The organism is Olleya sp. KJ81-1, from assembly GCF_055808135.1.
The window spans coordinates 1,524,552-1,550,015 of record NZ_CM147854.1; the positions used below are offsets into that span (position 1 = coordinate 1,524,552).

Genomic DNA, 25,464 nt, shown 5'->3' on the forward strand with positions numbered 1-25,464 from the left:
AAAGATTACTTAATTTTAGTTTCTAAATAGTACATTAAAGCAGCCAAAAAAAGTAAAACTCCAACTAAAAAAAATAAAGTATTACTTTTTTTAGAGTTAGTCTTAGATTTTCTTGAACCATTCCAGCTAGTATTTAAACTCTCTTTTAGCTTTACAGCTGAGTTTTCTTCTTTAGAAAAACGGGATTGGTAGTTAAATTTTTTATTTTTCTTTTGAATAAACAAGCCTTTACAGTTTTAATGTGATTAATATCCAAAAATACTGAAAATACTACAGAAAGGCTGTTTAAGAATGCTAAAAAATGTTAACAGAATTTTAGGCGTTTTTACGCAGTGTTGCCATCTTTAAAGCTGCAACTGCTGCCTCTACACCTTTATTACCATGTTTACCACCAGAACGATCAATAGCTTGTTGTAATGTATTATCTGTCAATACACAAAAAATAACAGGTGTCTCAGTAGTAACATTAAGGTCTTTAATACCTTGGGCTACTGCATCACAAACAAAATCAAAATGTTTAGTTTCGCCTTGGATTACACTTCCAATTGCAATGACAGCATCAACGTTTTGTGCTATCATTTTTTTAGAACCGTAAATTAACTCGTAACTTCCTGGCACATCCCAAACCAAAATATTTTCTGGTTGCACATCATGTTCTAAAAGTGTGCTTTTAGCACCTTCTAACAACCCTTGTGTGATATTGTCATTCCATTCTGAAACAACAATCCCAAACCGAAATTGCTTTCCGTTTGGGATTGATGCTTTATCGTATGCTGATAAATTTGTTGTTGCCATAAGCTTATTTAGTTAGACATTGCTTGCGCTTTTCCAATAAACACTTCTGCTTGAGTAGCTTCTGGCGAGTTTGGATAGTTGTCTTTAATTTTATTAAAAAAGTCTAATGCTTTAGATGCTTTACCTAAGTCTAAAGCAGTAATTCCTGCTTTGTATAAGTATGTTGGAGCTGTAAATTCGTTTTGACGTAAGTTAGCAGCTTGTGTATAATAATCTAAAGCGTTTTCATTATCTGTTAATTGTACAAAAGCATCTCCTATTGCGCCTTTAGCCATAGGTGCTAATGCTTCATCTTCACTTTCAAACTTATCTAAGTAAACAATTGCTTGTTCGTAGTTTTTAATATTTAAATAAGCCATACCAGCATAATAATTAGCTAAGTTTCCTGCAGCAGTACCACTATATTGGTCTGCAATATCTACCATACCTAATTTACCTTCACCTCCTTTAAGTGCTAGATTGTATAAAGAATCTTGTGCTACACCATTTGTAACAGCTTCATTAAAGAATTTTTGTGCTTGGTACATTTCATTCATTGCTTCACCTTGCTTAGGCTTAACTATAAATTGTTGATAAACTAAATAACCTAAAGCTAATGCAGCTACAACACCAATTATTATAAAAATGTTTTTCTGATTTTTTTCAACAAACTCCTCTGCTTTGTTTGCAGATTCGTCTAATGTATTAAAAACTTCAGCAGTTGTTGAGCTTTCTTCAACTTCTATTTCCTTTTCTACTTTAGTATTTGGTTTGTATCCTCTTTTCTTGTAAGTCGCCATATTAGTTTTATTAATGCGCACAAAAATATAATTTTTCTTCAGAAATAAAAGGTTATTATTTGATAATTTTCAATAATTTGCACATCCTTATTAGGCTACCCTATTTAAAACCCTATATCCTAGCAATAACTACATGATTTTAAAATCTTTAGCGCTTTTAAACTATAAAAATTTCGACTCTAAATCATTCGAGTTTAACCATACTATTAACTGCCTTGTTGGTAATAATGGTGTTGGAAAAACCAATGTATTGGATGCAATCTACCATTTATCCTTTGGTAAAAGCTACTTTAATCCTGTAGCATCACAGAATATTAAATATGACGAAGAGTTTTTTGTTATAAATGGTGAATATGACAAAGACGAAAAAACAGAAAACATTGTAGTAAGTCTGAAAAAAGGACAAAAAAAATTATAAAAAGAAACAGTAAAGCATACGACAAGTTTAGTGATCACATTGGTTTTTTACCTTTAGTGATAATAAGTCCTGCTGACAGAGATTTAATTATTGAAGGTAGTGATACTAGACGAAAATTTATTGATAGCGTTATTAGCCAAAGCGATAAAAACTACCTAAGTAATTTAATTAATTACAACAAAATTTTATCTCAACGCAACTCATTGCTTAAATATTTTGCTGCAAATCACACTTATAATAATGACACTGTAGATGTTTACAACCAACAACTACAACAATATGGAACCCTTGTTTTTGAAAAAAGAAAACAGTTTTTAGAGTCATTTATACCTTTATTTAAGGCTAGATACAAAGCCATAAGTAATAATAATGAAGACGTAAGTTTAAATTATAAAAGTGACTTATTTGAGGACAACTTAGAACAATTATTAAAAAAAACAATTAACAAAGACAAGGCATTACAATATACTAGTGTTGGTGTACATAAGGATGATTTAGAATTTAATTTAGGCGATTATCCAATTAAGAAGTTTGGAAGTCAAGGACAACAAAAATCATTTTTAATTGCGCTTAAATTAGCACAATTTGATAGTATAAAAGCTATTAGTGGTGATAATCCTATTTTATTATTAGATGATATTTTTGATAAATTAGACGAAACACGTGTAGCACAAATTATTAAATTAGTTAATGATGAAAATTTTGGACAAATTTTTATTAGTGACACACATGCCGAACGTACTGAAAACGCTGTTAAACAAGTACATCAATCGTATGAAATATTTAAATTATAACATGAAAAAGACGTATTACCTTTTATTAATAGTACTAGTGGGATGCTCTAAAAATCCTGAAGATTTAAAGCAACACCTTTCAGGTTATTGGGAAATAAACGAAGTAACCTTAAGTAATGGTACAAAAAAAGTGTATAATATAAACGAAACAATAGATTATATAACTATAAACAAAGACTCTGTTGGGTTTAGAAAGAAACTAAAACCAAACTTTAATGGGACTTACCAAACCTCTAAAGATGTTGAACATTTTATTTTTAAAGTAGAAAACGACAGTCTTAACCTGTATTATAAAACACCATTTGCTAACTGGAAAGAAACTATTTTACACGCTAGCAAAGACAAATTACAGATTATGAATCAAAATAAAGATTTGTATTTATATAAACGCTACACACCTATAACCGTAGACTAATGGCAAAACGAAACAACAACTTACTTAATATCTCTGACGCATTAAAAGATTTTGTTACAGAAAATAACCTGGAAAAAGGACTGGATAAAGTTAATGTAAAAGACGCTTGGGCAAAATTAATGGGTAATGGTATTACTAATTATACCACAGCAATCGAGCTTAAAAAGGACATACTTTATGTACAACTAAGCTCTAGCGCACTTAGAGAAGAGCTTAGTTATGGTAACCAAAAAATAATTAAGTTATTAAACGAAGAACTAGGTAAAGAAATAATTAAAAAACTGATATTGAGATAATTAAAAATAATACCAGCAAAATATATTTTTTAAAATAAATTAAAATTTACTTTATAGTATTATTAAATATTATATCTTTGAGACATTATTAACAAATTTTTTTATTACAATGGCTCAAGGCACAGTAAAATTTTTCAATGATTCTAAAGGATTCGGTTTTATAACTGAAGAAGGATCAGACAAAGACCATTTCGTACACATCTCTGGACTTATCGACGAAGTTCGTGAAGGTGATGTTGTAGAATTCGACTTACAAGAAGGAAGAAAAGGTATGAACGCAGTAAATGTAAAAGTAGTATAATTATATATTTTCTATTTAAATCATTACAAAAAAAGCCTTTCCACACGGAAAGGCTTTTTTAGTTAAAATCGCTAAATAATTGAAAATAAATAAAATAAAAGTGCATTATTAAAATTATTGGTACCATCTTTGCAATAATTAAAATAATTAATATTAAATTTTATTACAATGAGTAAAGGCACAGTAAAATTCTTCAATGACGCTAAAGGTTTTGGATTCATAACAGAAGAAGGTGTAAACAAAGACCATTTTGTACACATTTCAGGATTAATCGACGAAGTTCGCGAAGGTGACGAAGTTGAATTCGACTTACAAGAAGGTAAAAAAGGATTAAACGCAGTTAACGTTAAAGTAATTTAACAACTACCATATATCTTTAAGATTAAAGCCTCTCTATTTATTTAGAGAGGCTTTTTTTTGTTTTAAAACCCAAAACACTTTATAGTCTTTAATTATATAAACAAAAAAATCCAGCTAAAAGCTGGATTTTTGTAATTTATATAGTTTTAAAACTTAAAACATTTCACGTCCAGCAAAATGGAAAGCACCTTCAATAGCTGCATTTTCATCACTGTCACTTCCATGTACTGCATTTTCGCCAATAGACGCTGCATATAATTTACGGATCGTTCCCTCTGCTGCATCAGCAGGATTAGTTGCACCAATTAAAGTTCTAAAATCTTCAACAGCGTTATCTTTTTCTAAAATAGCAGCTACAATTGGTCCACGTGTCATGTACTCAACTAACTCACCATAAAAAGGTCTTTCACTATGTACAGCGTAAAATGCTTCAGCATCTTGCTTAGTCATATGTGTTAATTTCATTGCAACGATTCTAAAACCTGAAGCGTTAATTTTTTCTAAGATTGCGCCAATGTACCCTTTTTCAACAGAGTCAGGCTTAAGCATTGTAAATGTTCTGTTAGTTGCCATTTTTTTATTTTAATGTTATCTAATTTATTTAAAACAACAATCCTTTTATAGTTAAAAGTGCTTGTTAATTTTGTGCAAAAGTACGCCATTTATTAAGAAAAACAATATATTCGAATATTAAAAAATTGTATCTTCGTGGGCTATGACAAAACAAGACATTACAGCAATTAATCAGTTATTAGAAACACCTAAAAAAATTGTAATTGTAAGCCATAAAAATCCTGATGGAGACGCTATTGGTTCTAGCCTAGCCTTATTTCATTATTTAACAAAAACTAATCACTTAGCTACGGTTATTGTACCAAACGATTATCCTGATTTTTTAAAATGGATTCCTGGTCAGGATTTGATTTTAAAATATGATAGTCAAAAAGAAGAAAGCGAACAAACACTAAATGAAGCAGATATTATTTTTGCTTTAGATTTTAATGCTTTTCATAGAACTGGAGATATGGAACATGTACTTACAGACAGTAGTGCATTAAAAATAATGATTGACCATCATCAACAACCTGATGATTTTGCAAAATATATGTACAGTGATGTTAGCATGAGCTCGACTTGCGAGATGGTGTATAATTTTATTGACATGCTAGAGGACACACCTATAATAGACAGCAATATAGCTACTGCAATTTACGTTGGTATTATGACAGATACAGGATCGTTTAGGTTTAGATCTACTACAAGCGCAACGCATAGAATAATAGCTAATTTAATAGACAAAGGTGCAGACAACACCATGATACACAACCAAGTATATGATACTAACAGCTATAACCGTTTGCAATTATTAGGTTGTGCTTTAAGTAATTTAAAAGTTGTACCAGAATCCAGAGCTGCTTACATTACGTTATCTCAAAAAGAATTACAACAATTTGATTACAAAAAAGGAGATACAGAAGGTTTTGTAAACTATGCTTTATCTTTAAACAATGTTGTACTTGCTGCTATATTTATAGAGGATTTACAACAAGGTATCATTAAAATTTCTTTAAGGTCTAAAGGCGATTTCTCGGTGAATGAAATGTCTAGGTCCCACTTTCAAGGTGGTGGACACACAAATGCTGCTGGAGGAAAAAGCGATGTAAACTTAGAGCAAACCACAGAAAAATTTATTAGTATATTACCGCAATACAAAACAGCACTACATGAAGCGTAATTTAGCCATACTATTACTAATTTTAACTACTGTTTTAAGTTGTAAAACACCGGAAGCTAGAAAACCAAAGTCGGTTAACTCTGGCTCTTTTATTGACCAATCTGTTGCTAGAAACAAAGCGTTAAATAAAAAAGAAATTAAAGCAATTGAAACACTGATAGCTAGTCAACCAGAAAATGATTACAAAACCTCAGGCAACGGATTTTGGTACTACTATAATACTAAAATTGAAACTGACAGTATTGTAAAACCTGATTTTGCAGACATTGTAAACTTTAATTACGATGTAAAAGATTTAGACGGAAAAACCATTTATACTCAAGCAGAATTAAAAACTCAAAGTTACGCAATGGACCAACAAGAACTTTTTACAGGTTTACGTGAAGGTCTAAAACTTATGCAAGCAGGAGAAACGGTAACCTTTTTGTTTCCGTCACACAAGGCTTATGGCTATTATGGAGACGAAAATAAAATAGGTACTAACATTCCATTAGTTTGTAAAGTAACCGTTAATTCAATAACAAAAAAAGAATAGAAACAAACCCTATATTAAAATGAACAAATTAATTAAAACAATGAAACTATTATTGATTGCTCTTTTGGTTAGTATGTCTAACACATCTTGCCAAGAAAAATATCCTGATTTGGAAGACGGATTATATGCCGAATTTGTTACAAATAAAGGTACTATGGTTGCCAAGTTATTTTACGACAAAGTACCAGTAGTCGTGGCTAATTTTGTTGGCTTAGCAGAAGGTACACATCCAAAACTTGATGACTCTTTAAAAGGTAAACCTTTTTATAATGGTGTTACTTTTCATAGAGTTATGGATAAATTTATGATTCAAGGAGGTGACCCAACAGGAACTGGAACTGGAAGTGCAGGATATAAATTTTTTAGCGAATTTGACACAGACTTAAGTCATGACAAAGCAGGAATACTATCTATGGCTAATTCTGGTGGATTAGATACTAATGGAAGTCAGTTTTTTATTACTGAAATACCTAAGCAAAACTTAGATGCTTTTTACGCAGACGGAAGTTTAAAAAACTGTGGTGCACCAAGAGTAAGTTGTCACTCTGTTTTTGGAGAATTAGTTAAAGGTATTGAAGTACAAGATACGATCTCTAACGTTAAAGTTGCACCAGGAAGCAACAAACCATTAGAAGATGTAGTTATTCAAAAATTAAACATTATCCGTAAAGGTAAAGATGCTAAAGCATTTGATGCTGCAAAAGTTTTTACAGAACAAGAGCCTCTTTTACCTCAAAAATTAAAAGATTTAGAAGTAAAAGCTCAAGAGATTTTGAAAGAAAAAGCTAAAGAAGCTGCTAATAACTTTAAAAAAGCTAATGCTGATAGACCAGGTGAAGTAAAAGAATTCCCAACTGGATTAGTTATGATTGTTGAAGCAAATCCAAATGGTGTTACACCAAAACCGTCAGACCAAGTATTAATTGATTGTACTGGATTATTTGAAGATGGACGTTTCTTCTTTTCTACAATAGAATCTGATGCTAAAAAATATGACCAATACAATGAAGACGCTGCAAAACAAGGTGCATACCAACCTTTTGCAATGCCATATAACGAGTCTGCAACTTTAGTCCCTGGTTTTAGAGAAGCTATGCTAAATATGAATGTTGGAGATAAAGCTAGAATATTTGTACCAGGTTATTTAGGATATGGTGCTTCAGGTCGTGGTCCAGTACCACCAAATGCAAACCTTATTTTTGATTTAGAAATTGTATCAATCAAATAAATTACTTCTGTTTTACAGAAAAAAAAGCACTCTTAATGAGTGCTTTTTTTTGTTATAAACAATTTTATAATAGAGACAAAACCTTTATAAAAAACCAAATCCTACTCCTAAAAAGAAGTAGGATTGTGGCTCCTAACTAAACTAACCAATTACTTCTCTTCGCTTGTAAGAAATAATTTTCCTTTAATGACATCAAAGTGATGTATGCTATTAATCAACTATATTATCTTGAAAAGATTATGTCATTTATAAGTATATACGACACATTTCTAGTTTTGGACTTTTTAAATAGAATAAAAATTAAAATTTTAGAAAAAACAACATGTTATAACGCATAGTTTTTAGCACACAATTAAATAATAGCAAGCATTACGAGCTATTTATGTTTTCAATATTTATTGAATAAAAAAATCCTACAATAGCAGGATTTTAAAATATTTTTTCGCAATTCCAGAAAAAAACGAAACTTAATCTCTTATAATTTTAAATCAATAAAACTTAGTATTTGAAAATCACAGATTTTCTAATTACTGTTTTTTGGCCTCCTCCCAAAAAAACTTAGTATTTGAAAATCACAGATGTTCCAATTACTGTTTTTTGGCCTCCTCCCAAAAAAAACTTAGTATTTGAAAATCACAGATTTTCTAATTACTGTTTTTTGGCTTCCTCCCAAAAAAACTTAGTATTTGAAAATCACAGATTTTCCAATTACTGTTTTTTGGCCTCCTCCCAATAAAAACTTAGTATTTGAAAATCACAGATGTTCCAATTACTGTTTTTTGGCCTCCTCCCAAAAAACATCCATTTCACCCAAAGTCATGTCTTTTAAATCTTTATTTAATGCTTTTGCTTTTGACTCTAAATACTGAAAGCGCTTAGAGAATTTTTTATTAGTACGCTCTAAAGCGTTTTCTGGATTTATCTTTAAAAATCTAGCGTAATTTACCATAGAGAACAATACATCTCCAAATTCGTCTTCCATTGCATCAGCATCACCTTTATCAACCTCTGCTTTAAATTCATTTAACTCCTCCTCTACTTTTTCCCATACCTGTTCTGGTCGTTCCCAATCAAAACCTACTCCTGCTACTTTTTCTTGTATCCTGCTTGCTTTTACTAACGCTGGCAAACTATTAGGTACGCCTTCTAAAACACTTGTTCTGCCTTCTTTTAATTTTAGATTTTCCCAATTACGTTTGACTTCAGCTTCGTCTTTTACAGTCACATCGCCATAAATATGTGGATGCCTATGGATTAGTTTTTCGCAGATACCATTACATACATCTGCAATGTCAAATGCCTTTTTCTCACTTCCAATTTTGGCATAAAAAACCATGTGTAGCATTAAATCACCAATTTCCTTTTTAACTTCTTCTAAATCGTCTTCTAAAATAGCATCGCCTAACTCATACGTCTCTTCAATAGTTAAATGACGTAAGGTTTCCATGGTTTGTTTTTTATCCCAAGGACATTGCGCGCGTAACTCGTCCATAATAGTCAATAAACGGTCAAATGCTTTTAATTGGTCTGCTCTAGAATTCATATAAAAAAGGTTTTTGTAAAAGTACGTTGATTTGTTTCATCTTAAAAAATCAGAAACAAAAAAATCCAGCAAAAGCTGGATTTTTAATATCTATAAATAAAGTCAATTTATTCTTCTTCGTCAGACGTTTCAGCCTTAGCAGTATCAAAGTCTAACATGTTATTTTTTTGTAACATATTATACCATTGTACTACCTTTTTAATATCACTTGGGTACACTCTATCCTCGTCATAATCTGGTAATACTTCAAAAAAGTACTCTTCCAGTTTATCTTTAGAATCCTTGTGACTAATACTAGTTTGTGCTCCATTTTCTTTGTCTTTAATTTTACTTAAGACCTCTTTTAATGGCACTTCTTCTGTTAAAGTATAAATTGCAATCTCACTTAAAATACTAACGTTTTGTTGTATTCCAACAGACATACGTCTATTATCAATTAAAGATTCGGCAATAAAGCCACCTCTTGTTTGAGTTACTAATTTATATAATCCAGGTTTTCCTGCAATTGCTAATACTTTATCTAAAGCCATATAGTTTCTTGTTTTTAATTATCCTTTTATCTTCCACTTTGACACTGCATAGTGTAAAAAAATTGGATGGCAAATATCTTATGTTAGTTTGGGTTTTCCAAACGTTTAACGTTTCTTTTTCATTAATGGAAATTTCATGCGATAATCCACATTAATTTTTCCTTTAGAGATGTTAGTTAATTTTCCTTTTATCAAACGCTTTTTTAAAGCAGATAAATGGTCTGTAAACAAAATCCCTTCGATATGATCATATTCATGCTGAAACACTCTAGCAGCCAAACCATCTAATTCCATTGTTTGCTTGTTAAAGTCTTCATCAAAATATTCAATTTTAATATTTGGTTTTCTAAAGACATCTTCCCTAACATCAGGAATACTTAAACAACCTTCATTAAAAGCCCATTCGTCACCAGATTCTTCTAAAATAACTGGGTTAATAAAAGTATGCTTAAAGCTTTTTAAAAAGTCGCTTTCCGCTTTACTCATTACTTCTTCATCATCTGCAAACGGAGTCGCATCTACAATAAACATACGGATTGACAACCCAATTTGAGGTGCTGCTAAACCTACACCAAACGATCCATACATGGTCTCGTACATGTTTGCAATTAGCTCTTTTAATTTTGGATAATCCTTTGTAATGTCTGTCGCTTTTTTCTTTAAAACGGGATCGCCATAGGCAACAATTGGTAATATCATACTAATTTTTTATTGATTATAAAGATAGCTTTGTAAGATTATGGTTGCACTAACCTCGTCTAAAAGCGCTTTATTTTGTCTTTGTTTTTTCTTTAATCCGCTATCTATTAATGTTTGCGTCGCCATTTTAGAGGTAAAACGCTCGTCTACACGTTTTATCGGAATCTTAGGAAATACATTTTCCAATTTAACCAAAAACGGAATAATTAACGCCTCACTTTCACTTGGCGTATTATCCATTTGTTTTGGTTCTCCGACTAAAAATAATTCGACTTGCTCCTTACTTAGATAGTCTTTTAAAAAAGTAATAAGCTCTTTAGTATTTACAGTAGTCAATCCAGAAGCAATAATCTGCATCTCATCAGTCACTGCTAATCCTGTTCTAATCTTTCCGTAATCAATTGCTAAAATGCGAGCCATATTAAATTTTGTGCAAATTTATAGTTTTATACTCTTAACACCTTAAATATTGTGCCATATTTTAATTTTTACGAATTATATTTGTCTTAAATTAAAATTGACATGACAGAATTACAAAAAACAATAGAGACTGCTTGGGATAACCGAGAGTTATTGACAGACGAAAAAACCATTGCAGCTATTAGAGAAGTAGTTAACCTTTTAGATTTAGGAAAATTACGAGTAGCAGAACCTACAACCGATGGTTGGCAGGTTAACGAATGGGTTAAAAAAGCGGTTGTTTTATATTTCCCTATTCAAAAAATGGAAACTTTAGAAGCTGGTATTTTTGAGTATCATGATAAAATTCCACTAAAAAGAGGTTATAAAGAAAAAGGAATTAGAGTGGTACCAAATGCTGTTGCACGTCATGGTGCTTACATATCTGCAGGTACAATTTTAATGCCTAGTTATGTAAATATTGGTGCTTATGTAGATGAAGGAACTATGGTTGACACTTGGGCTACTGTAGGTAGTTGTGCTCAAATTGGTAAAAACGTACACTTATCTGGTGGTGTTGGTATTGGTGGTGTTTTAGAACCTTTACAAGCGTCTCCTGTTATTATTGAAGATGGTGCTTTTATTGGGTCACGTTGTATAGTTGTAGAAGGTGTACATGTAGAAAAAGAAGCTGTTTTAGGTGCAAACGTAGTATTAACTATGAGTACTAAAATTATAGATGTTACAGGAGATACACCTATTGAAATGAAAGGTCGTGTACCTGCTAGATCAGTAGTGATTCCTGGAAGTTATACTAAAAAATTCGCAGCTGGAGAATATCAAGTACCATGTGCTTTAATTATTGGAAAACGTAAAGAAAGTACAAATAAGAAGACCTCTTTAAACGATGCTTTAAGAGAATATGATGTTGCTGTTTAAAAATTAAAAGTAACCGTTTATAAAATGTAAAAAGCCTCTAAATTTTAAATTTAGAGGCTTTTATGTATTTAAAATTTATTTCTTAAACTGCATTTTCCTTCCGCTACGTCTTAATTTTTTACTATTAATTTTTAGTTGAAATGCTCGACTATGCTTAAGCATTAAATCATAGGTATCTTGATACGACTTGTTATACAATTTGGCATAAGCTTCAGCCAAAATCTTAATCATAGTTTTAGACAACCATAAACGTCTAAAATTATGCATACGATAATCAAAACTCATTGGTTTAAAGCGCATCCTGTTTAAATCAATTAAATAGAAATTATAACCATTAGCATTTTTAGTTATTAAAGTATTACCTGGTGAATGATCTAAAAAATCAATATTATTTTCATGTAATTTAAAGGTAAATGCTGCAAATTGCTGCAAAATTTTAACACGTTCCGGAAATTGAGGATTATGGATTAACGCTCTAAACTCAAAATCATAATCAATATGCTTACTAATGTAATAACTAGATTTTAATCCAAAAATAGATGTGTTTTCTATGTAGGCAATGGGAAAAGGTGTTGATACACCACAATCTATTAATCTATTAGCATACTCAAAAGACCGTTTTGCCTTAGTAGGACGTATATATTTATATACAAAACTATTAAAGGTGTTGGGTATTTTAAAGGACTTTACATTTAATTTTAATCCTTCTACCTCAAAAGACTTTATAATGTTGCGTTGCCCAATAGTTATGGATTCTCCAGAGGTTTCAAATTCTTGGATAAGTGCAATTAATTGGGACTCTAAGTGCTTATATTTTGGATGACAGTGTATGATAGTAATCTATTTTGAGATTGTTCAAAGATATATTAAAGTAAATTTTAATAAAAGCCGATAAAATTATATTTTGCACTACAGCGTAAAAAATACGTGATTTTTAAATGAAGAAAATTCTTGTCATACAAAATAAACGCATTGGTGATGTGCTTATCGCATCAGTAATTGCCCAAAACATGAAAACTGTTTTTCCTGATAGTCAAATTGATTATTTGGTGTATGACTTTACAACTGGTGTTATTGAAAACAATCCAAACATTGATAACATTATAGCAGTAAATGAAAAAGAATTGAAGCAATTTAAATTTATGCAACGCTTGATTAGACGAGTTAAAAAAAATAACTATGATATTATTTTTGACCCTTACTCTAAATTACAAAGTCGCATTATTTGTTATTTTTCTGGCGCTAGCATGCGAATAGGTTTTCAGAAAAGAGGTAAAAACCCTTGGTTTAATTTTTACACACACACTGTCCCTTTATTAGATGAAAAAAAACATATAAGTGGTAAAGCTATTGAAGACAGGATAAATATGTTTAACTGCTTTTTTCCGTTACCTGAAAATAAAATCGATTATGAACCTCACATAGTTTTAACCGATAAAGAGCAACAATACAACAAATTAGAAAAATATAATAAGCCAGCAATTATGCTAGGTATTTTAGGTAGTACACCTCAAAAATCCATGCCATATCAATATATTGTTAGCTTAATAAATCATATTACAACAACTTATGATGTTAATGTATTATTTAATTATGCACCACATCAAAAAGAAGATGCTTTAAATATTTACGACCAATGTCAAAATAAATCCAATATTATTATTGATATTTATGAAGATAGCATTAGAGGTTTTATAACTTTAATGAATAAATGCCTCCTACTTGTAGGTAACGAAGGTGGTATTGTACACATATCCAAAGCGTTAAATAAACCAACTTTTACAATTTTTTCGCCTTATGTTTTAAAAGAACATTGGGCTAGTTTTGAAGATGGTAAAAAACACACATCTATCCATTTATTAGAAGAAAAACCAAATTTATTTGACGAGTTTAGTGTAGAACAAAGACGTAAAATTGAAGAAAATCCGCACGAACTATATCAAATGTTAACACCTGAAATGATCTTAAAAAAATTGACTCCGTTTTTAGATTTACACTTAAAAGCTTTTAAAAACTAAGCCTTTTTTACAATTCCAAAATCTGTCCAAGCCTTTTTCTCATTTTTAGTGACGTCTCTAATCGCTCTGTTTTTTGCTATTGAAGCTTCATTTTTATAACCACGTTTATGATCTAAATGAATACAAATTGCTGAGTATCTTATTTGTTTACTTTTTATACCTAAATTCATTAAACGCTCACCAAGCTCTCGGTCCTGACCACCATATTGCATACGCTCATCTAAACCATTGACTGCAACAATATCTTTTTTCCAACCAGAAGCATTATGTCCATTCCAGCTAGCATTTGTTGGTGTTAAAGTATTTAAAATCTTAGATTTTAAGCCTTTAGCAGTTAACTTATTGTTTTTAAAGGATGCTTTTAAGCCATTCTTTTTAAGCCATTTTAGATTAAAACAATTGGCTTTATAAATATCTTCTTTTGTGATTGCATGAGAAATATCCATTGGTAACATAAAGTAACCACCAGATAAAAAGTAACCAATCTCTCGCTCCTTAACATGCACTTCAACAAAATCTTGACGTGGTATACAATCACCATCAGACATGATAATGTAATCCGATGTACATTGTGTGATAGATTTGTTTAAAATTTCAGATTTCTGGAAACCATTATCCTCATGCCACACGTGGATGATAGGATAAAAGACGTCTTCCTGTATGGATTTAATTAAATCTATGGTCTCTTGTTTAGAACCATCATCTGCGATTACGATTTCAAAATTACGGTATGTTTGATTATTATAACCATACAGTACTTTTGCTAACCATTCCGGAGAATTATAAGTGCTAATTATTATTGAAGTATCTATTTTCATTATAGCTACAAAGATAAAATTATTTTAGTAATTTTGGTTTTTATATGGATGCTATTACAGTAATTATACCAACTTACAACGAGGAAGCTTACATTGCGCAAGCGATCCAATCTGTGGACTTTGCTTCTCAAGTAATTGTTGTGGACTCTAATAGTACTGATAATACAGTAAAAATTGCACAACAAATGGGTTGCGAGGTCTATTTGCGTGCATTTGACAATTTTTCTAACCAAAAAAATCACGCGTTACAATTTGCAAAAGGTGACTGGATTTTATTTGTAGATGCTGACGAGCGTATACCTTATGCCTTGCAACAAGAAATTTTTGAAGCTATAAGTAGTAATAAACATGCTGGATACAAGCTTAATTTTCCGCATTATTACATGAATAGGTTTTTATACCATCACAGTGATAATGTGACACGATTAGTAAAACGCAATAATTGCAAATTTGAAGGTCTGGTGCACGAAAAACTGATTATTGATGGTACCATTGGACAGTTAAAAAATCCTGTGCTTCATTTTACATATAAAGGCTTATTGCACTACATAAGCAAAAAAGATAGCTATGCGTGGTTTCAGTCAGAGCAAATGCTTAAAAAAGGAAAAAAAGCGACTTATTTTCATTTAGCGTTTAAACCCTTTTATCGTTTTTTTAGTAGTTATATTTTAAGGCGTGGATTTATGGATGGTATTCCTGGATTGACCGTTGCAAGCGTTAATGCTTATGGTGTGTTTTCTAGGTATGTCAAGTTAATGTTACTTCAAAAAGGAATTAAATAATGTTAGAACAACTAAAATTTATATACTTAATAATAGCATTAATACAAATAGCAATTGGAACTTCTTTTGTTTTTATTGGATTTAAAATTATAAAATTATTTAAAAACAAGCCTCAAACACAACACCATTGGTACACTAAATATCAAACAACCTTTAAGGTTGGAGGTTTAATATTAATAATTTTTGGATGTATATCGCTTCCCTTTTTTAACTTAATCTAAAACCAGTTTTTACCTTTTTTTAGCTTTCGCTGAAACACCTTAATACTGTCATCTCCTTTAATATCCAAACGCTGAATTTCGTAATGGTTTTTAAACGGAAACTTATTGACTCTATTTCCTATTCGTAAGCCATAAGCAATATTGTTATCTTTCAAACATTTAAAAAAAGCATGCTGCTCCTCGCCTGTTTTAGGATATTTCCCGTAAGGATAGGCTAAGGTATTATTAATTTCAAGATTGTTATTGACTATAAAATCTTTACACAAATCAAAATCCTTTTGGATAGCGTCAATAGATAACAAATCATAGCGTTGGTGAGCAAAACTATGCAAACCTAATTCTATAATATCACTATTTAAACTTTGTAATTGTTGGACAGACATAATTGGCTCCTCTCCTTCATCCCAAGTATTAACACCATTAACATACTTAAACGGAATGTAAAAACAAGCCTTTAAATTGTGTTTTAAAAACAATGGATAGGCTAATTCTAATTGATTAACATACACATCATCAAACGTGATTATTACTGCTTTTTCTGGAAAATCTTTAGCAGAATTAAATTGCTGTAAATCTTTAAAATGCAACGTCGTATAACCATTTTCTTTTAGGTATAACAATTGCTTTTCTAAAATTTTGACATCAATAGTCAACCCTTTACTCTCATTTGATTGAGTGGTTACACTATGATACATTAAAATGGGTAATTTTGGCACGTTGTTTTAATTTGAATACTCTGCACACAAATATATAAAGCCTAATGGTTATATTTGGCAAAAATCTGATTTTCTCTTGCATGATAACTGCTCTAGCAATAACATATAACGAAGCACATAATATAGAACGCTATATTAATAGTATGTCTTTTGCAGATGAAATTATTATCGTAGACTCCTTTAGCACTGACCAAACCGAAACATTAGTACAACATCCAAAAGTCACGTTTGTCAAGCGCGTTTTTGACGATTTTTCTTCGCAAAAAAATTATGCAATTAGTTTAGCAAAACACGATTGGGTAACCTTTTTTGATTTAGATGAAGAAGTGCCTGAAGCCTTAGCTACAGAGCTTGTCGCTACCGTTAGGTCTAATCCAACAGCTAAAGCTTTCCGCGTAAAGCGTGATTACCATTTTATGGGAAAACGTATTAAATATAGTGGTTTTCAAACAGATATTGCTGTCCGTTTATTTAACAAAAATCATTGCAAGTATAATGGTAAATTAGTACATGAAGCTATACAAACTACTGCTACCATTGGTAAATTAAGACACCATGTTAAGCACCAAACGTATAAAGATTTTGATAATTATAATCAAAAATTAACGCAGTACAGTAAACTACAAGCAGAAGCTTTATTTAAAAAGAATGTACGTCCAAATTTGTATCATTTTTTATTTAGACCTTGGTACAGGTTCATGCACCAATACTTTTTAAGGTTTGGATTTTTAGATGGTAAAGAAGGGTTTATTATTTGTTATGTCCATGCGTTTTCGGTGTTTAAACGCTATATCCAATTATGGACCATGTATCGTAATATAGATTAAGGTAAATACTTATCTACTCCGTTTTTAGCCCATTTAATACTTTGGTCAATAGTTTTTTGCTCAATAGTATCATTAATCTCAAATCTATCTCTAGATTTTTCGTTGTGATATATATGAAACACAATACCTCTATAACGTAAGCGTCTAGCTTGTAAACCATTATTATGCATTCTTAAGACTAACTCAGAATCTTCTCTTCCCCAACCAGTTATATCTTCATTATAACCATTAACAGCGATAAAATCTTTTTTAAAATAAGACGTATTACAACCTCTAAATTTACTTGAAAACTCAGCATTTGGTTTATACAATTTACTTAACATGGGAATATGTAAAGCACGAGTACGTTTTTTTATGCCTTTAGAAAAAGCTGAAAAAGAGGTTTGTTTAGTCTTAAACAAAGTATCTAAATAATCTTTTTGGATATTAACTCTAGATCCAAATAAATAGGTGTTGTCTTGAACAAATTGTAAATGATCCTTAATAAAATGCGGATGCATGATACAGTCTCCATCGACCTGGATTATATAATCTCCTGATGCTTTTGCTATTGCTTTGTTTAAAATATGGGCTTTTTTAAATCCTTCATCTTTTTGCCAAATATGAATCAAAGGAATTTCAAATTTTGTCTTAAAACTATCAATTAAAGCTTTAGTATCATTGGTTGACCCATCATCTGCAATAATAACTTCATCAGGCAACTGACTTTGGTTTAATGCGCTTTGTAAAACTAAATCTAATGCTTCTGGCCAATTATAAGTAGCTATTAATAAGGTTGTTTTTAAATGCTTCATACTAAAAATAAGATTCGAATTCAATTTTACTTTTATTAAAAATCTTTAAAAATTTAAACCATTGCCCAAAATTTTTCTTCAGTAAAAAAGACTTTGTTGGTGCTAAAGTTTCGTCTTTTTCTACTAAATTTTTAATTTCATTTAAATCATGTGTTGGAAAATAGCCTAAACTTTTCCAGATTTCTGGATCTAAATAAAACAGGTTTTTTAATTCTTTGTAATTGTTTTTATCTGCTTTTTGCCATTTTGGAAAAAACTGATCGTTAAGCTCGTGAGAATGTCCCCAATTATCAAGTTTAAATTTTAAAGATGCTTCGTCTCTAGATAAACACTCGTGTAGCAATACATTATTGGTATATATTACACGCTCTTTACTATTTCTGGCATATTTATAATTTGGGTAATTAGTCGCCAACATTACTTTTGTAGGCTCATCAACGTAAAGCATTCCGTCTTCTAAATACTTATAAATATTAATTAAAAAACCAGCGATCTGAACTGGCTTTTGCTTAGGATTATCCAAAAAATGATCGTGTTGACGTAATGTTTTAACAAACTGAGAGAAGTCAATAAAAATCTCGTCACTATCAACTTGCACTAACCAATTACCAATACCCATTTTAATGGACAACAAGTGACGTTCTCTGGTATCGTTTTGGATAGCATTTAGCTCAGGCACAAAAAAATTATCTTTATAAATTTCAATTTTATTGTGCTTATCAAAATTTGAAAGCCATTCAAAAAAAGTAGGATCAACATCAAAAGTTTCACCTTTCCAGGTACGTTGTTTATGGTCTAAAGCTAGATATATTTTATCCGCTTGTTCATAAACTGGAGGAATAGACAATTTTAATTTCTCGTAGTCATAAGACATTAAAAAACCAACAACAATATTTTTCATTATAAATATTTAGTTAAACAAAACTAATAAATATTAAAACTTAAGTGAGCCAATCTATTGGTTTTATTTATTTTTACACAAAAATCAACTACATGGACGTCTCTATAATTATTGTAAACTTTAATTCTTCTGGTTATACCATTAATTGTATTGACTCTATTTACAAATTTACTAAAGACCTTAGTTTTGAGATTATTGTTGTTGACAACCAATCTAAACCAGAGGATGTTAAAACGTTAGAATCACACTTAAAAACTGCTGATTTCACTTTAATTAAAAGCAAAGAAAATTTAGGCTTTGGAGGCGGAAATGATTTGGGTTACCAACATGCTAGTGGTAACCATTTAGCATTTGTAAATAATGATGCTGAGTTGACTGAAAACTCGCTTTTACAGTTATTACAATACAGTCAATCTCAACCTAAAGTAGGCTGTGTTGGTTTAAAACAAGTAAATGAAGATGGACATCCATTTAAATATAGTTTTAGACAATTTATTGATCTAAAATACCATTTGTTTGATCAAAAAAAACCAGTTAAGTATTATAGTAATTTATACAACTCTGACTTATCAGAACCTTTTACGGTTGATTTAGTTTCTGGTGCTTTTATGTTTTTTAAAACGGAAGCTTATAAAAAATGTGGTGGATTTGATCCTAAAATATTTTTATTTTATGAAGAAATGGATATTTGCCTACGCTTAAAAAAACAAGGTTACATTACGCAGTATTATCCTAAATCTACATTTATCCATTACATGGGGAAAAGCTCTGGAAATGTTGCTTTAAAACGCGAATTTACGGTCTCTTACCTTTATGTAATAAAGAAAAACTACAGTACGTTGTACTATCAGTTTTTAAGAATTATCTTAATTTTAAAATACGGAATTAAAAGTATTTTTAAACCTAAAAAGCATTTAATACCGTTTAAAATAGCACTTAAAGGTGGAGACTCTTTAAGGTTTTCTATGCGAGCTAAAGGTTAATTATTTGCAGTAATTGATTTTCAGTAACTTTTAATGAAAACGGTTCTAAAATAGTTTTACAACTATTAGATGCTTCATCCCAAAGCTCTTTGTTAATATATAAATCGACCACTTTTTTAGCTATTGCTTCAGTATTATTGGCAATCATTATCTGTTTTTGGTTTCCAAAATCAAAACCCTCTGCTCCAACATCTGTTGTAACTAAGGGTAAACTATGCTCTAAACTTTGACCAATTTTACCTTTTATACCAGCTCCAAAACGTAAAGGAGCAACAAATAGTTTTGAATTATTGATTACTACATTTAAATCGTCTACAAAACCCAACAATTTAAAGTTGCTTGAAGCTAAGTCTTTAATATCGTCTGTAATATAACTACCTATAATATTAACCGTAACCTCTGGAAGTGTTTGCCAAACAATTGGCATAACATCTTGTTTTAAATATTTTACCGCATCACTATTAGGATCATGTCTAAAGCTACCTACAAAGAGTAAGTCATTTCTGTTTTCAAAGGAATTAAAATCTTCAGACTTATCTATATATTGATGAATGTTACTAATTAAAACTACTTTTTCGTCTGTATTAAAATGTTGTTTAAGTAATACTTTATCTGTCGTTGAAATCGCAATAACAACATCTGCATTTTTACAATTTTGTAATTCTATTTTAAGAAATTTTTCGGCTTCAGTCTTTAATGCTTCATCTTTATTAAGTTCGTATTCTCTTAATAATCTGATATAATGAAAATCTACCATATCAAACACTAACTTAACCTTTGGATTTGCTTTTTTGACTAAAGCTTGATACTTATCAAAAATTAATGGTCTGTGTAACCAAGCTACATCCATTTTTGGTGCCATCTGCTTAATAAAGCCTTCAATTGTAACTAAATCACCTTTACTATCTATACTTGGTTGATATACATTAACACCTAAATCTTTAAATTTTTGAATGTAATCACTCTTATACTTATATTGTTTTAAATCTGCTACTAAAAATACTGATACTTTATTTTTTAGTAATAGTTTTATAATTTCAGTTAAGCGTCTTGACCCAGAATCTTTATTAAATTCAGGAATAATTTCATCTATAATTAGTACGTTTTTATCGGAGAATTTAAAATCATTTTCATTAAAAAAACTTTATTTTTCTTGAGTTTCTTTTTCAATAGAAATAATTTAAACTGATTTTTAAGCTTTTTAAGCATTTACTACAAGTATTCATTTATAAAATTATCCACTTCTTTTTCCATTTTAATCTTCATGTCTTCCATTGTTTTTTCAGACGACAAGTTAAAATCTACTACATCATGTAATTTTAATTTATTTAATAAATAATTTTCCGTTTCTTTTTTATAAGCCGATTTAAAAATCTTATTTAATTTTTGTCGTTTGGGCATTGGTGCTTCAATAAAAACATTTTTTTAATCCCTATTGACAATAACCAATCATTCCATTTAAATTCAGAGACCTTTTCTCCTTCAAATAAATGAGCATTAAAACGAAGTCTTTTCCAAGGGACTCTTAGTGCATCTGCCAGAATACAACCATGCATGGCTTCGCTAATAATGGAATTACAACTTGAAATTTCTTTCATAAATTGTTCCACATCACCATTTGTAGGTAGTATTAACTTCCAACCCAATGCGTCACATATTTTCTGCCAATTTACCTTATCTATAGACTTAAAATAAGGCACAAAACCTATATCATGTTTTTTAGGTAATTTTAAATAATTTGAATATTCGGGTAACAACGCTAAAAAGTATGCGCCATCAGCTATATAATTATCTGCTTTCCCTGTAAGTTTAACGGAACTATAAGGTCCACGAACAAACCTAACATCCCACGAATTATCAAAATCAAAAGCCTCATTAATAGACCTTACTCCTGTCCCAAAAATGACCTTTTTATTATATGTTTCTGCTTTATTTATAAAATCAGAGTTTTCAATTAAAATGGAACCAATACCAAAAAATGCAACATCATTATTATCATGAAACAAATCTTGTTTAAATACTTTTGGCCAAAGCCAAACATTTAAATCATCTCCAAAATTACCTTTCTCTGATTTATAATAAATTAAATTCATCTATTTTTGTTTATTCAAATATATAATAAAAATGAGTGCTAATATGTCTTCAGAAATAGAAAAAGTTGTTACCATCTTAAAACAAGGTGGCATTATATTATATCCAACTGATACTGTTTGGGGTATTGGTTGTGATGCAACTAATGCTCACGCAGTACAAAAAATTTACAAACTAAAACAACGCCAAGACAGTAAAGCACTAATCTGTTTAGTTAATAACTATAGTATGCTAGAAAGACATGTTGACAATGTCCCAAATATGGCGTATACTATTTTGGATATTGCTGACCAACCAACTACAGTTATTTATGATGCTCCAGCAGGAGTTGCAGAAAACTTAATAGCAGAAGATAACACCTTAGCCATACGTATTGTTAAACACAAATTTTGTGAAAAAGTAATAAAATATTTAGGAAGACCATTAGTTTCTACCTCAGCAAATATATCAGGCCAACCAACACCAAAATCCTTTGAAGAAATTAGCGATGCTATTTTAAAAGGTGTGGATTATGTCGTAAATTTGCAAAGCGAAAATAAAAACGCAAAACCCTCTACCATTATCAAATTATCTAATAAAGGAGAGGTGAAAATTATTCGTGAGTAAATTTACAATGAATTATAAAGACGCCTTACAAAATCCGATATTCAAAATTATTTCTGAAGCCTCTAAAAACTTAAATTTAGACAGCTATGTTATTGGTGGTTTTGTTAGAGACTACCTGTTACAAAGAGGAAATGCAAAAGATATTGATATTGTTGCAGTTGGTAGCGGAATTGAATTAGCCAGAGCTGTTGCACAACTATTACCTAACAAGCCTAAAGTGCAAGTTTTTAAAACTTATGGCACAGCTATGTTGCGCTACAAGGATGTCGAAATAGAGTTTGTTGGTGCTAGAAAAGAATCCTACAATGAGGATAGTCGTAATCCTGTCGTAGAAAACGGAACGTTACAGGACGACCAAAATCGTCGTGATTTTACAATAAATGCTTTAGCTTTAAGTTTGTCACAAACTAACTTTGGAGATTTATTGGACCCTTTTAATGGCATACAAGATTTAGAAAACAAGATTATAAAAACACCTCTAAATCCTGACATTACCTACAGTGACGATCCATTACGTATGATGCGTGCCATTAGATTTGCAACCCAATTAGATTTTATAATTGAAGACGAATCTTTAAATGCAATTACAAGAAACAATAAACGCCTTGATATAATTACCAAAGAGCGTATAATTGTAGAACTTAATAAAATATTAGAAAGTCCTGTCCCATCTAAAGGATTTTTACTTCTAGAAAAAACAAAACTGTTATATCACATTTTACCAGAACTTACCAATCTAAAAGGTATAGACGAGGTCGAAGGTCAAACCCATAAAGACAACTTTTACCACTCGTTAGAAGTGGTTGACAACATTGCTAAAAACACAGATGACGTTTGGCTACGTTGGGCAGCATTACTACACGACATTGGTAAAGCACCAACCAAACGCTTTAGCAAAAAAGTAGGTTGGACTTTTCATGGTCATGAGTTTGAAGGTTCAAAAATGGTATACCATTTATTTAAACGTTTAAAAATGCCACTAAATGACAAAATGAAATTTGTCCAAAAAATGGTATTTATGAGTTCCAGACCTATAGTCTTAGCGCAAGATATAGTAACAGACTCGGCAGTAAGACGTTTAGTCTTTGATGCAGGAGATTTTGTAGATGATTTAATGACACTTTGCGAGGCTGATATCACCACAAAAAATCCTAAACGCTTTCAAAAATATCATAACAATTTTAAGATTGTTAGAGAAAAAATTATTGAAGTTGAAGAAAAGGATCATGTCCGAAACTTTCAACCGCCTGTTTCAGGTGAGGAAATCATGAAGACATTTAATTTAAAGCCTTCAAAAGAAATTGGTATAATTAAAGAAGCCATTAAAGAAGCAATTCTGGAAGGTGATATTCCTAACCAACATGAAGCAGCTTTTAATCTAATGTTGGAAAAAGGAAAACAACTAGGACTAACCGTTAATTAATTTGGATGATGTTAGAATTACGTAAAACCAATTCTGATAATAACGACTTTAAAAGTCTTGTCAAACAATTAGACGATTTTTTAAAAATCACAGATGGTGATGATCACGCGTTTTACAACCAATATAATGGATTGCAAAACATTAACAACGTTATAATTGCTTATAAAGACAACACTGCTATTGGCTGTGGTACCTTTAAAAAATTTAGTAAAAATACAGTCGAAATAAAACGCATGTTTACCACAGAAGCAGCCAGAGGACAAGGAGTTGCATCACAAATACTGCAAGCATTAGAGCAATGGGCTAAAACATCAGGTTTTACATTTAGTATTTTAGAAACAGGAATTAGACAAATTGAAGCGATTAATTTATACAAAAAATGTAATTATCAAATCACCGAAAATTACGGACAATATCAAGGTGTAAGCGAAAGCTTATGTTTTAAAAAAGAATTGTAAAAAAAGAAAAAGGCAATGAAAAAAGATAACAAAAAAGTCATCTATTGGTTGTTAACAGGATGTGTATTAATTTTTATTATGGTTATTGTTGGTGGTATTACACGACTAACGCATTCTGGATTATCCATTTCAAATTACAAACTTATTTCAGGTACCATTCCGCCAATGAATGATGTTGAATGGCAGGAGGCTTTTGATTTATACAAACAATATCCTGAATATCAAAAATTAAATACACACTTTACCATAGAGGAGTTTAAGGATATTTATTTTTGGGAATGGATCCATCGTGTTATTGGACGTTTTATTGGTTTAGTGTTTTTCTTACCGTTTTTATACTTTTTAATTACCAAGCAACTTACCAAACCTACCATTAAAAAATCCATTGGTTTAATGTGCTTAGGTGCATTACAAGGTTTTTTAGGATGGTACATGGTTAAAAGTGGCTTAGTGGATAGACCTGATGTTAGCCATTATAGATTAGCTATGCACTTAACCACAGCATTTATAACCTTTTCGGCTACTTTTTGGGTTGCATTAGACTTAATGTTTCCGTTTAATAAAATTGTAAATACAGGATTTAACAGGTTAGTAAAACTTGGGATGTTAGTCCTTTTAATACAAATTATTTATGGTGCTTTTGTTGCTGGATTAGATGCAGGTTGGGTACACAACCATTGGCCAATGATGAGCGAAGGAAAATTTATCCATGAAAGCGTATATATTGAGCGTGATAGTTTATTTGCTAACTTAACAGAAGGTAAAAGTGGCGTGCAATTTGTACATAGGACTTTAGCTTATATTGTTGTTGTGTTTATTTTACTAATTTATTTTAAAGGAAAAAAACATATCGAAACCAACTACCAACGCAAAGCCTTAAACCTATTATTGTACCTAGTATTTTTTCAATTTATATTAGGTGTTTTTACTTTAATATTACAAGTTCCGGTTTGGTTAGGTGTTGCACATCAAGTAGGTGCCTTTTTATTACTTAGCGCAATGACATTTACGTTACATCGCTTTAGTAAATAACACCTAAAAGCAGTATCTTTACACCCTT

At 30.7% G+C, this 25,464-nt stretch carries 34 protein-coding genes and 1 pseudogene; 19 read left to right on the plus strand and 16 right to left on the minus strand.

From position 1 onward, the window contains the following. Positions 1-5: 5 nt before the first annotated feature. The 3 genes from AC0L3M_RS07295 to AC0L3M_RS07305 form a co-directional block, all read right to left on the minus strand. Positions 6-224: a hypothetical protein gene (locus AC0L3M_RS07295; protein ID WP_473432365.1), complete on the minus strand. Its 219-nt coding sequence runs from the start codon at positions 222-224 to the stop codon at positions 6-8. Positions 225-315: 91 nt separating this feature from the next. After that, positions 316-795, minus strand: coding sequence for a 6,7-dimethyl-8-ribityllumazine synthase (gene ribH, locus AC0L3M_RS07300; RefSeq protein ID WP_145002365.1), 480 nt, complete (start codon positions 793-795; stop codon positions 316-318). Between the two features lie 8 nt (positions 796-803). Continuing rightward, positions 804-1,574, minus strand: coding sequence for a tetratricopeptide repeat protein (locus AC0L3M_RS07305; protein ID WP_145006699.1), 771 nt, complete (start codon positions 1,572-1,574; stop codon positions 804-806). A gap of 133 nt (positions 1,575-1,707) precedes the next feature. Between AC0L3M_RS07305 and recF the strand changes: the two are divergent. The 5 genes and pseudogenes from recF (at position 1,708) to AC0L3M_RS07330 (ending at position 4,158) form a co-directional block, all read left to right on the plus strand. Next, positions 1,708-2,786: pseudogene (recF, locus tag AC0L3M_RS07310) on the plus strand (DNA replication/repair protein RecF). 1 nt (position 2,787) lies between these two features. Next, the gene (locus tag AC0L3M_RS07315; protein WP_473432366.1) at positions 2,788-3,201 is read left to right on the plus strand and encodes a lipocalin family protein; all 414 of its coding nucleotides are present in this window, start codon (positions 2,788-2,790) and stop codon (positions 3,199-3,201) included. Then, on the plus strand, positions 3,201-3,497 hold the full coding sequence (locus AC0L3M_RS07320) for a DciA family protein (protein ID WP_292949577.1): 297 nt from the start codon (positions 3,201-3,203) through the stop codon (positions 3,495-3,497). The genes AC0L3M_RS07315 and AC0L3M_RS07320 overlap by 1 nt, the downstream gene beginning before the upstream one ends. 109 nt (positions 3,498-3,606) lie before the next feature. Continuing rightward, positions 3,607-3,798, plus strand: coding sequence for a cold-shock protein (locus AC0L3M_RS07325; protein WP_028281616.1), 192 nt, complete (start codon positions 3,607-3,609; stop codon positions 3,796-3,798). A 168-nt stretch (positions 3,799-3,966) separates the two neighbouring features. Next, entirely contained in the window at positions 3,967-4,158 is a 192-nt protein-coding gene (locus AC0L3M_RS07330) for a cold-shock protein (RefSeq protein WP_028281615.1), read from the plus strand. 153 nt (positions 4,159-4,311) lie between these two features. Here AC0L3M_RS07330 and AC0L3M_RS07335 read toward each other — a convergent pair whose 3' ends face one another. Beyond that, positions 4,312-4,731, minus strand: coding sequence for a nucleoside-diphosphate kinase (locus AC0L3M_RS07335; protein ID WP_028281614.1), 420 nt, complete (start codon positions 4,729-4,731; stop codon positions 4,312-4,314). Between the two features lie 142 nt (positions 4,732-4,873). On the opposite strand from AC0L3M_RS07335, the gene AC0L3M_RS07340 reads away from it, so the two are divergent. The 3 genes from AC0L3M_RS07340 to AC0L3M_RS07350 are packed head-to-tail and all read left to right on the plus strand — an operon-like array spanning position 4,874 to position 7,656. Beyond that, on the plus strand, positions 4,874-5,893 hold the full coding sequence (locus AC0L3M_RS07340) for a DHH family phosphoesterase (protein ID WP_473432367.1): 1,020 nt from the start codon (positions 4,874-4,876) through the stop codon (positions 5,891-5,893). After that, positions 5,883-6,428, plus strand: coding sequence for a gliding motility-associated peptidyl-prolyl isomerase GldI (gene gldI, locus AC0L3M_RS07345; RefSeq protein WP_473432368.1), 546 nt, complete (start codon positions 5,883-5,885; stop codon positions 6,426-6,428). Before AC0L3M_RS07340 ends, gldI begins: the two co-directional genes overlap by 11 nt. Positions 6,429-6,468: 40 nt before the next feature. Beyond that, complete coding sequence (locus AC0L3M_RS07350) at positions 6,469-7,656, plus strand: peptidylprolyl isomerase (RefSeq protein ID WP_145006702.1); 1,188 nt, start codon at positions 6,469-6,471, stop codon at positions 7,654-7,656. A 769-nt stretch (positions 7,657-8,425) separates the two neighbouring features. Here the strand turns inward: AC0L3M_RS07350 and mazG are convergent. The 4 genes from mazG to ruvX all read right to left on the minus strand — a co-directional run bounded on the left by mazG (position 8,426) and on the right by ruvX (position 10,848). Next, positions 8,426-9,199, minus strand: coding sequence for a nucleoside triphosphate pyrophosphohydrolase (gene mazG / locus AC0L3M_RS07355; RefSeq protein WP_473432369.1), 774 nt, complete (start codon positions 9,197-9,199; stop codon positions 8,426-8,428). 107 nt (positions 9,200-9,306) lie between these two features. Continuing rightward, positions 9,307-9,729 carry a DUF5606 family protein gene (locus AC0L3M_RS07360; protein WP_473432370.1) on the minus strand — a complete coding sequence of 141 codons (423 nt, stop codon included), beginning with the start codon at positions 9,727-9,729 and terminating at the stop codon, positions 9,307-9,309. Positions 9,730-9,834: 105 nt separating this feature from the next. Then, entirely contained in the window at positions 9,835-10,428 is a 594-nt protein-coding gene (gene def, locus AC0L3M_RS07365; RefSeq protein ID WP_341587116.1) for a peptide deformylase, read from the minus strand. A 9-nt stretch (positions 10,429-10,437) separates the two neighbouring features. Beyond that, the gene (gene ruvX, locus AC0L3M_RS07370) at positions 10,438-10,848 is read right to left on the minus strand and encodes a Holliday junction resolvase RuvX (protein ID WP_292949606.1); all 411 of its coding nucleotides are present in this window, start codon (positions 10,846-10,848) and stop codon (positions 10,438-10,440) included. 102 nt (positions 10,849-10,950) lie between these two features. On the opposite strand from ruvX, the gene AC0L3M_RS07375 reads away from it, so the two are divergent. Further along, on the plus strand, positions 10,951-11,766 hold the full coding sequence (locus AC0L3M_RS07375) for a 2,3,4,5-tetrahydropyridine-2,6-dicarboxylate N-succinyltransferase (RefSeq protein WP_145002385.1): 816 nt from the start codon (positions 10,951-10,953) through the stop codon (positions 11,764-11,766). A gap of 75 nt (positions 11,767-11,841) precedes the next feature. Here the strand turns inward: AC0L3M_RS07375 and AC0L3M_RS07380 are convergent, their stop codons facing one another. Beyond that, the gene (locus AC0L3M_RS07380; RefSeq protein ID WP_473432485.1) at positions 11,842-12,441 is read right to left on the minus strand and encodes a lipopolysaccharide kinase InaA family protein; all 600 of its coding nucleotides are present in this window, start codon (positions 12,439-12,441) and stop codon (positions 11,842-11,844) included. Between AC0L3M_RS07380 and AC0L3M_RS07385 the strand changes: the two genes are divergently transcribed. Together AC0L3M_RS07385 and AC0L3M_RS07390 are read left to right on the plus strand one after the other, a co-directional pair. Beyond that, on the plus strand, positions 12,326-12,589 hold the full coding sequence (locus tag AC0L3M_RS07385) for a hypothetical protein (RefSeq protein ID WP_473432371.1): 264 nt from the start codon (positions 12,326-12,328) through the stop codon (positions 12,587-12,589). The two genes, AC0L3M_RS07380 and AC0L3M_RS07385, sit on opposite strands and share 116 nt — an antisense overlap. A 115-nt stretch (positions 12,590-12,704) precedes the next feature. Then, the gene (locus AC0L3M_RS07390; protein ID WP_342862021.1) at positions 12,705-13,784 is read left to right on the plus strand and encodes a glycosyltransferase family 9 protein; all 1,080 of its coding nucleotides are present in this window, start codon (positions 12,705-12,707) and stop codon (positions 13,782-13,784) included. Here the strand turns inward: AC0L3M_RS07390 and AC0L3M_RS07395 are convergent. Further along, a complete protein-coding gene (locus tag AC0L3M_RS07395; RefSeq protein ID WP_473432372.1) occupies positions 13,781-14,602 on the minus strand; it encodes a glycosyltransferase family 2 protein in 822 nt (273 codons plus the stop codon). The genes AC0L3M_RS07390 and AC0L3M_RS07395 overlap by 4 nt on opposite strands. 44 nt (positions 14,603-14,646) lie before the next feature. Here AC0L3M_RS07395 and AC0L3M_RS07400 point away from each other — a divergent pair, with 44 nt between their 5' ends. Next, positions 14,647-15,384, plus strand: coding sequence for a glycosyltransferase family 2 protein (locus tag AC0L3M_RS07400; RefSeq protein ID WP_473432373.1), 738 nt, complete (start codon positions 14,647-14,649; stop codon positions 15,382-15,384). Further along, positions 15,384-15,605, plus strand: coding sequence for a hypothetical protein (locus tag AC0L3M_RS07405; protein ID WP_473432374.1), 222 nt, complete (start codon positions 15,384-15,386; stop codon positions 15,603-15,605). Before AC0L3M_RS07400 ends, AC0L3M_RS07405 begins: the two co-directional genes overlap by 1 nt. Here the strand turns inward: AC0L3M_RS07405 and AC0L3M_RS07410 are convergent. Further along, on the minus strand, positions 15,602-16,321 hold the full coding sequence (locus tag AC0L3M_RS07410; protein WP_473432375.1) for a polysaccharide deacetylase family protein: 720 nt from the start codon (positions 16,319-16,321) through the stop codon (positions 15,602-15,604). The two genes, AC0L3M_RS07405 and AC0L3M_RS07410, sit on opposite strands and share 4 nt — an antisense overlap. 80 nt (positions 16,322-16,401) lie before the next feature. Here AC0L3M_RS07410 and AC0L3M_RS07415 point away from each other — a divergent pair, with 80 nt between their 5' ends. Continuing rightward, positions 16,402-17,148 (plus strand): glycosyltransferase family 2 protein, encoded by a 747-nt coding sequence (locus AC0L3M_RS07415; RefSeq protein WP_473432376.1) that lies wholly within the window; start codon positions 16,402-16,404, stop codon positions 17,146-17,148. On the opposite strand, the gene AC0L3M_RS07420 is transcribed toward AC0L3M_RS07415, so the two are convergent. Continuing rightward, positions 17,145-17,942 (minus strand): glycosyltransferase family 2 protein, encoded by a 798-nt coding sequence (locus AC0L3M_RS07420; protein ID WP_292949633.1) that lies wholly within the window; start codon positions 17,940-17,942, stop codon positions 17,145-17,147. The two genes, AC0L3M_RS07415 and AC0L3M_RS07420, sit on opposite strands and share 4 nt — an antisense overlap. A 1-nt stretch (position 17,943) precedes the next feature. Next, the gene (locus AC0L3M_RS07425; protein WP_473432377.1) at positions 17,944-18,843 is read right to left on the minus strand and encodes a hypothetical protein; all 900 of its coding nucleotides are present in this window, start codon (positions 18,841-18,843) and stop codon (positions 17,944-17,946) included. Between the two features lie 92 nt (positions 18,844-18,935). On the opposite strand from AC0L3M_RS07425, the gene AC0L3M_RS07430 reads away from it, so the two are divergent. Next, positions 18,936-19,826, plus strand: a complete 891-nt coding sequence (locus AC0L3M_RS07430) for a glycosyltransferase family 2 protein (protein ID WP_473432378.1) — start codon at positions 18,936-18,938, stop codon at positions 19,824-19,826. Here the strand turns inward: AC0L3M_RS07430 and AC0L3M_RS07435 are convergent. From AC0L3M_RS07435 to AC0L3M_RS07445, 3 genes are all read right to left on the minus strand, one after another. Continuing rightward, positions 19,816-20,688: a glycosyltransferase gene (locus tag AC0L3M_RS07435; protein WP_473432379.1), complete on the minus strand. Its 873-nt coding sequence runs from the start codon at positions 20,686-20,688 to the stop codon at positions 19,816-19,818. The two genes, AC0L3M_RS07430 and AC0L3M_RS07435, sit on opposite strands and share 11 nt — an antisense overlap. A gap of 350 nt (positions 20,689-21,038) precedes the next feature. Beyond that, entirely contained in the window at positions 21,039-21,227 is a 189-nt protein-coding gene (locus AC0L3M_RS07440; RefSeq protein WP_473432380.1) for a hypothetical protein, read from the minus strand. Next, positions 21,206-21,919: a polysaccharide pyruvyl transferase family protein gene (locus tag AC0L3M_RS07445; protein WP_473432381.1), complete on the minus strand. Its 714-nt coding sequence runs from the start codon at positions 21,917-21,919 to the stop codon at positions 21,206-21,208. The genes AC0L3M_RS07440 and AC0L3M_RS07445 overlap by 22 nt, the downstream gene beginning before the upstream one ends. A 43-nt stretch (positions 21,920-21,962) precedes the next feature. On the opposite strand from AC0L3M_RS07445, the gene AC0L3M_RS07450 reads away from it, so the two are divergent. From AC0L3M_RS07450 to AC0L3M_RS07465, 4 genes are read left to right on the plus strand one after another with little or no spacing between them, the layout of a single operon-like run. Then, positions 21,963-22,523, plus strand: a complete 561-nt coding sequence (locus AC0L3M_RS07450; protein WP_473432382.1) for an L-threonylcarbamoyladenylate synthase — start codon at positions 21,963-21,965, stop codon at positions 22,521-22,523. A gap of 7 nt (positions 22,524-22,530) precedes the next feature. Beyond that, positions 22,531-23,946: a CCA tRNA nucleotidyltransferase gene (locus AC0L3M_RS07455; protein ID WP_473432486.1), complete on the plus strand. Its 1,416-nt coding sequence runs from the start codon at positions 22,531-22,533 to the stop codon at positions 23,944-23,946. A gap of 5 nt (positions 23,947-23,951) precedes the next feature. Next, entirely contained in the window at positions 23,952-24,404 is a 453-nt protein-coding gene (locus AC0L3M_RS07460; protein WP_473432383.1) for a GNAT family N-acetyltransferase, read from the plus strand. Positions 24,405-24,419: 15 nt separating this feature from the next. Next, complete coding sequence (locus AC0L3M_RS07465; protein WP_292949653.1) at positions 24,420-25,436, plus strand: COX15/CtaA family protein; 1,017 nt, start codon at positions 24,420-24,422, stop codon at positions 25,434-25,436. The last annotated feature ends 28 nt before the right edge of the window (positions 25,437-25,464 follow it).

Bases quoted from the DNA above. Each gene is read 5' to 3' on its own strand.
- AC0L3M_RS07400 (WP_473432373.1), top strand. From the start codon at position 14,647: ATGGATGCTATTACAGTAATTATACCAACTTACAACGAGGAAGCTTAC.
- AC0L3M_RS07350 (WP_145006702.1), top strand. From the start codon at position 6,469: ATGAAACTATTATTGATTGCTCTTTTGGTTAGTATGTCTAACACATCT.
- AC0L3M_RS07420 (WP_292949633.1), bottom strand. From the start codon at position 17,942: ATGAAGCATTTAAAAACAACCTTATTAATAGCTACTTATAATTGGCCA.
- AC0L3M_RS07305 (WP_145006699.1), bottom strand. From the start codon at position 1,574: ATGGCGACTTACAAGAAAAGAGGATACAAACCAAATACTAAAGTAGAA.
- AC0L3M_RS07460 (WP_473432383.1), top strand. From the start codon at position 23,952: ATGATGTTAGAATTACGTAAAACCAATTCTGATAATAACGACTTTAAA.
- ruvX (WP_292949606.1), bottom strand. From the start codon at position 10,848: ATGGCTCGCATTTTAGCAATTGATTACGGAAAGATTAGAACAGGATTA.
- AC0L3M_RS07375 (WP_145002385.1), top strand. From the start codon at position 10,951: ATGACAGAATTACAAAAAACAATAGAGACTGCTTGGGATAACCGAGAG.
- AC0L3M_RS07455 (WP_473432486.1), top strand. From the start codon at position 22,531: ATGAATTATAAAGACGCCTTACAAAATCCGATATTCAAAATTATTTCT.
- AC0L3M_RS07435 (WP_473432379.1), bottom strand. From the start codon at position 20,688: ATGGCACCAAAAATGGATGTAGCTTGGTTACACAGACCATTAATTTTT.
- mazG (WP_473432369.1), bottom strand. From the start codon at position 9,199: ATGAATTCTAGAGCAGACCAATTAAAAGCATTTGACCGTTTATTGACT.
- AC0L3M_RS07415 (WP_473432376.1), top strand. From the start codon at position 16,402: ATGATAACTGCTCTAGCAATAACATATAACGAAGCACATAATATAGAA.
- AC0L3M_RS07440 (WP_473432380.1), bottom strand. From the start codon at position 21,227: ATGCCCAAACGACAAAAATTAAATAAGATTTTTAAATCGGCTTATAAA.
- AC0L3M_RS07325 (WP_028281616.1), top strand. From the start codon at position 3,607: ATGGCTCAAGGCACAGTAAAATTTTTCAATGATTCTAAAGGATTCGGT.
- AC0L3M_RS07405 (WP_473432374.1), top strand. From the start codon at position 15,384: ATGTTAGAACAACTAAAATTTATATACTTAATAATAGCATTAATACAA.
- AC0L3M_RS07335 (WP_028281614.1), bottom strand. From the start codon at position 4,731: ATGGCAACTAACAGAACATTTACAATGCTTAAGCCTGACTCTGTTGAA.
- AC0L3M_RS07430 (WP_473432378.1), top strand. From the start codon at position 18,936: ATGGACGTCTCTATAATTATTGTAAACTTTAATTCTTCTGGTTATACC.
- AC0L3M_RS07315 (WP_473432366.1), top strand. From the start codon at position 2,788: ATGAAAAAGACGTATTACCTTTTATTAATAGTACTAGTGGGATGCTCT.
- ribH (WP_145002365.1), bottom strand. From the start codon at position 795: ATGGCAACAACAAATTTATCAGCATACGATAAAGCATCAATCCCAAAC.
- def (WP_341587116.1), bottom strand. From the start codon at position 10,428: ATGATATTACCAATTGTTGCCTATGGCGATCCCGTTTTAAAGAAAAAA.
- AC0L3M_RS07425 (WP_473432377.1), bottom strand. From the start codon at position 18,843: ATGAAAAATATTGTTGTTGGTTTTTTAATGTCTTATGACTACGAGAAA.
- AC0L3M_RS07340 (WP_473432367.1), top strand. From the start codon at position 4,874: ATGACAAAACAAGACATTACAGCAATTAATCAGTTATTAGAAACACCT.
- AC0L3M_RS07395 (WP_473432372.1), bottom strand. From the start codon at position 14,602: ATGAAAATAGATACTTCAATAATAATTAGCACTTATAATTCTCCGGAA.
- AC0L3M_RS07465 (WP_292949653.1), top strand. From the start codon at position 24,420: ATGAAAAAAGATAACAAAAAAGTCATCTATTGGTTGTTAACAGGATGT.
- AC0L3M_RS07330 (WP_028281615.1), top strand. From the start codon at position 3,967: ATGAGTAAAGGCACAGTAAAATTCTTCAATGACGCTAAAGGTTTTGGA.
- AC0L3M_RS07320 (WP_292949577.1), top strand. From the start codon at position 3,201: ATGGCAAAACGAAACAACAACTTACTTAATATCTCTGACGCATTAAAA.
- AC0L3M_RS07445 (WP_473432381.1), bottom strand. From the start codon at position 21,919: ATGAATTTAATTTATTATAAATCAGAGAAAGGTAATTTTGGAGATGAT.
- AC0L3M_RS07360 (WP_473432370.1), bottom strand. From the start codon at position 9,729: ATGGCTTTAGATAAAGTATTAGCAATTGCAGGAAAACCTGGATTATAT.
- AC0L3M_RS07385 (WP_473432371.1), top strand. From the start codon at position 12,326: ATGGGAAAAGGTGTTGATACACCACAATCTATTAATCTATTAGCATAC.
- AC0L3M_RS07390 (WP_342862021.1), top strand. From the start codon at position 12,705: ATGAAGAAAATTCTTGTCATACAAAATAAACGCATTGGTGATGTGCTT.
- gldI (WP_473432368.1), top strand. From the start codon at position 5,883: ATGAAGCGTAATTTAGCCATACTATTACTAATTTTAACTACTGTTTTA.
- AC0L3M_RS07450 (WP_473432382.1), top strand. From the start codon at position 21,963: ATGTCTTCAGAAATAGAAAAAGTTGTTACCATCTTAAAACAAGGTGGC.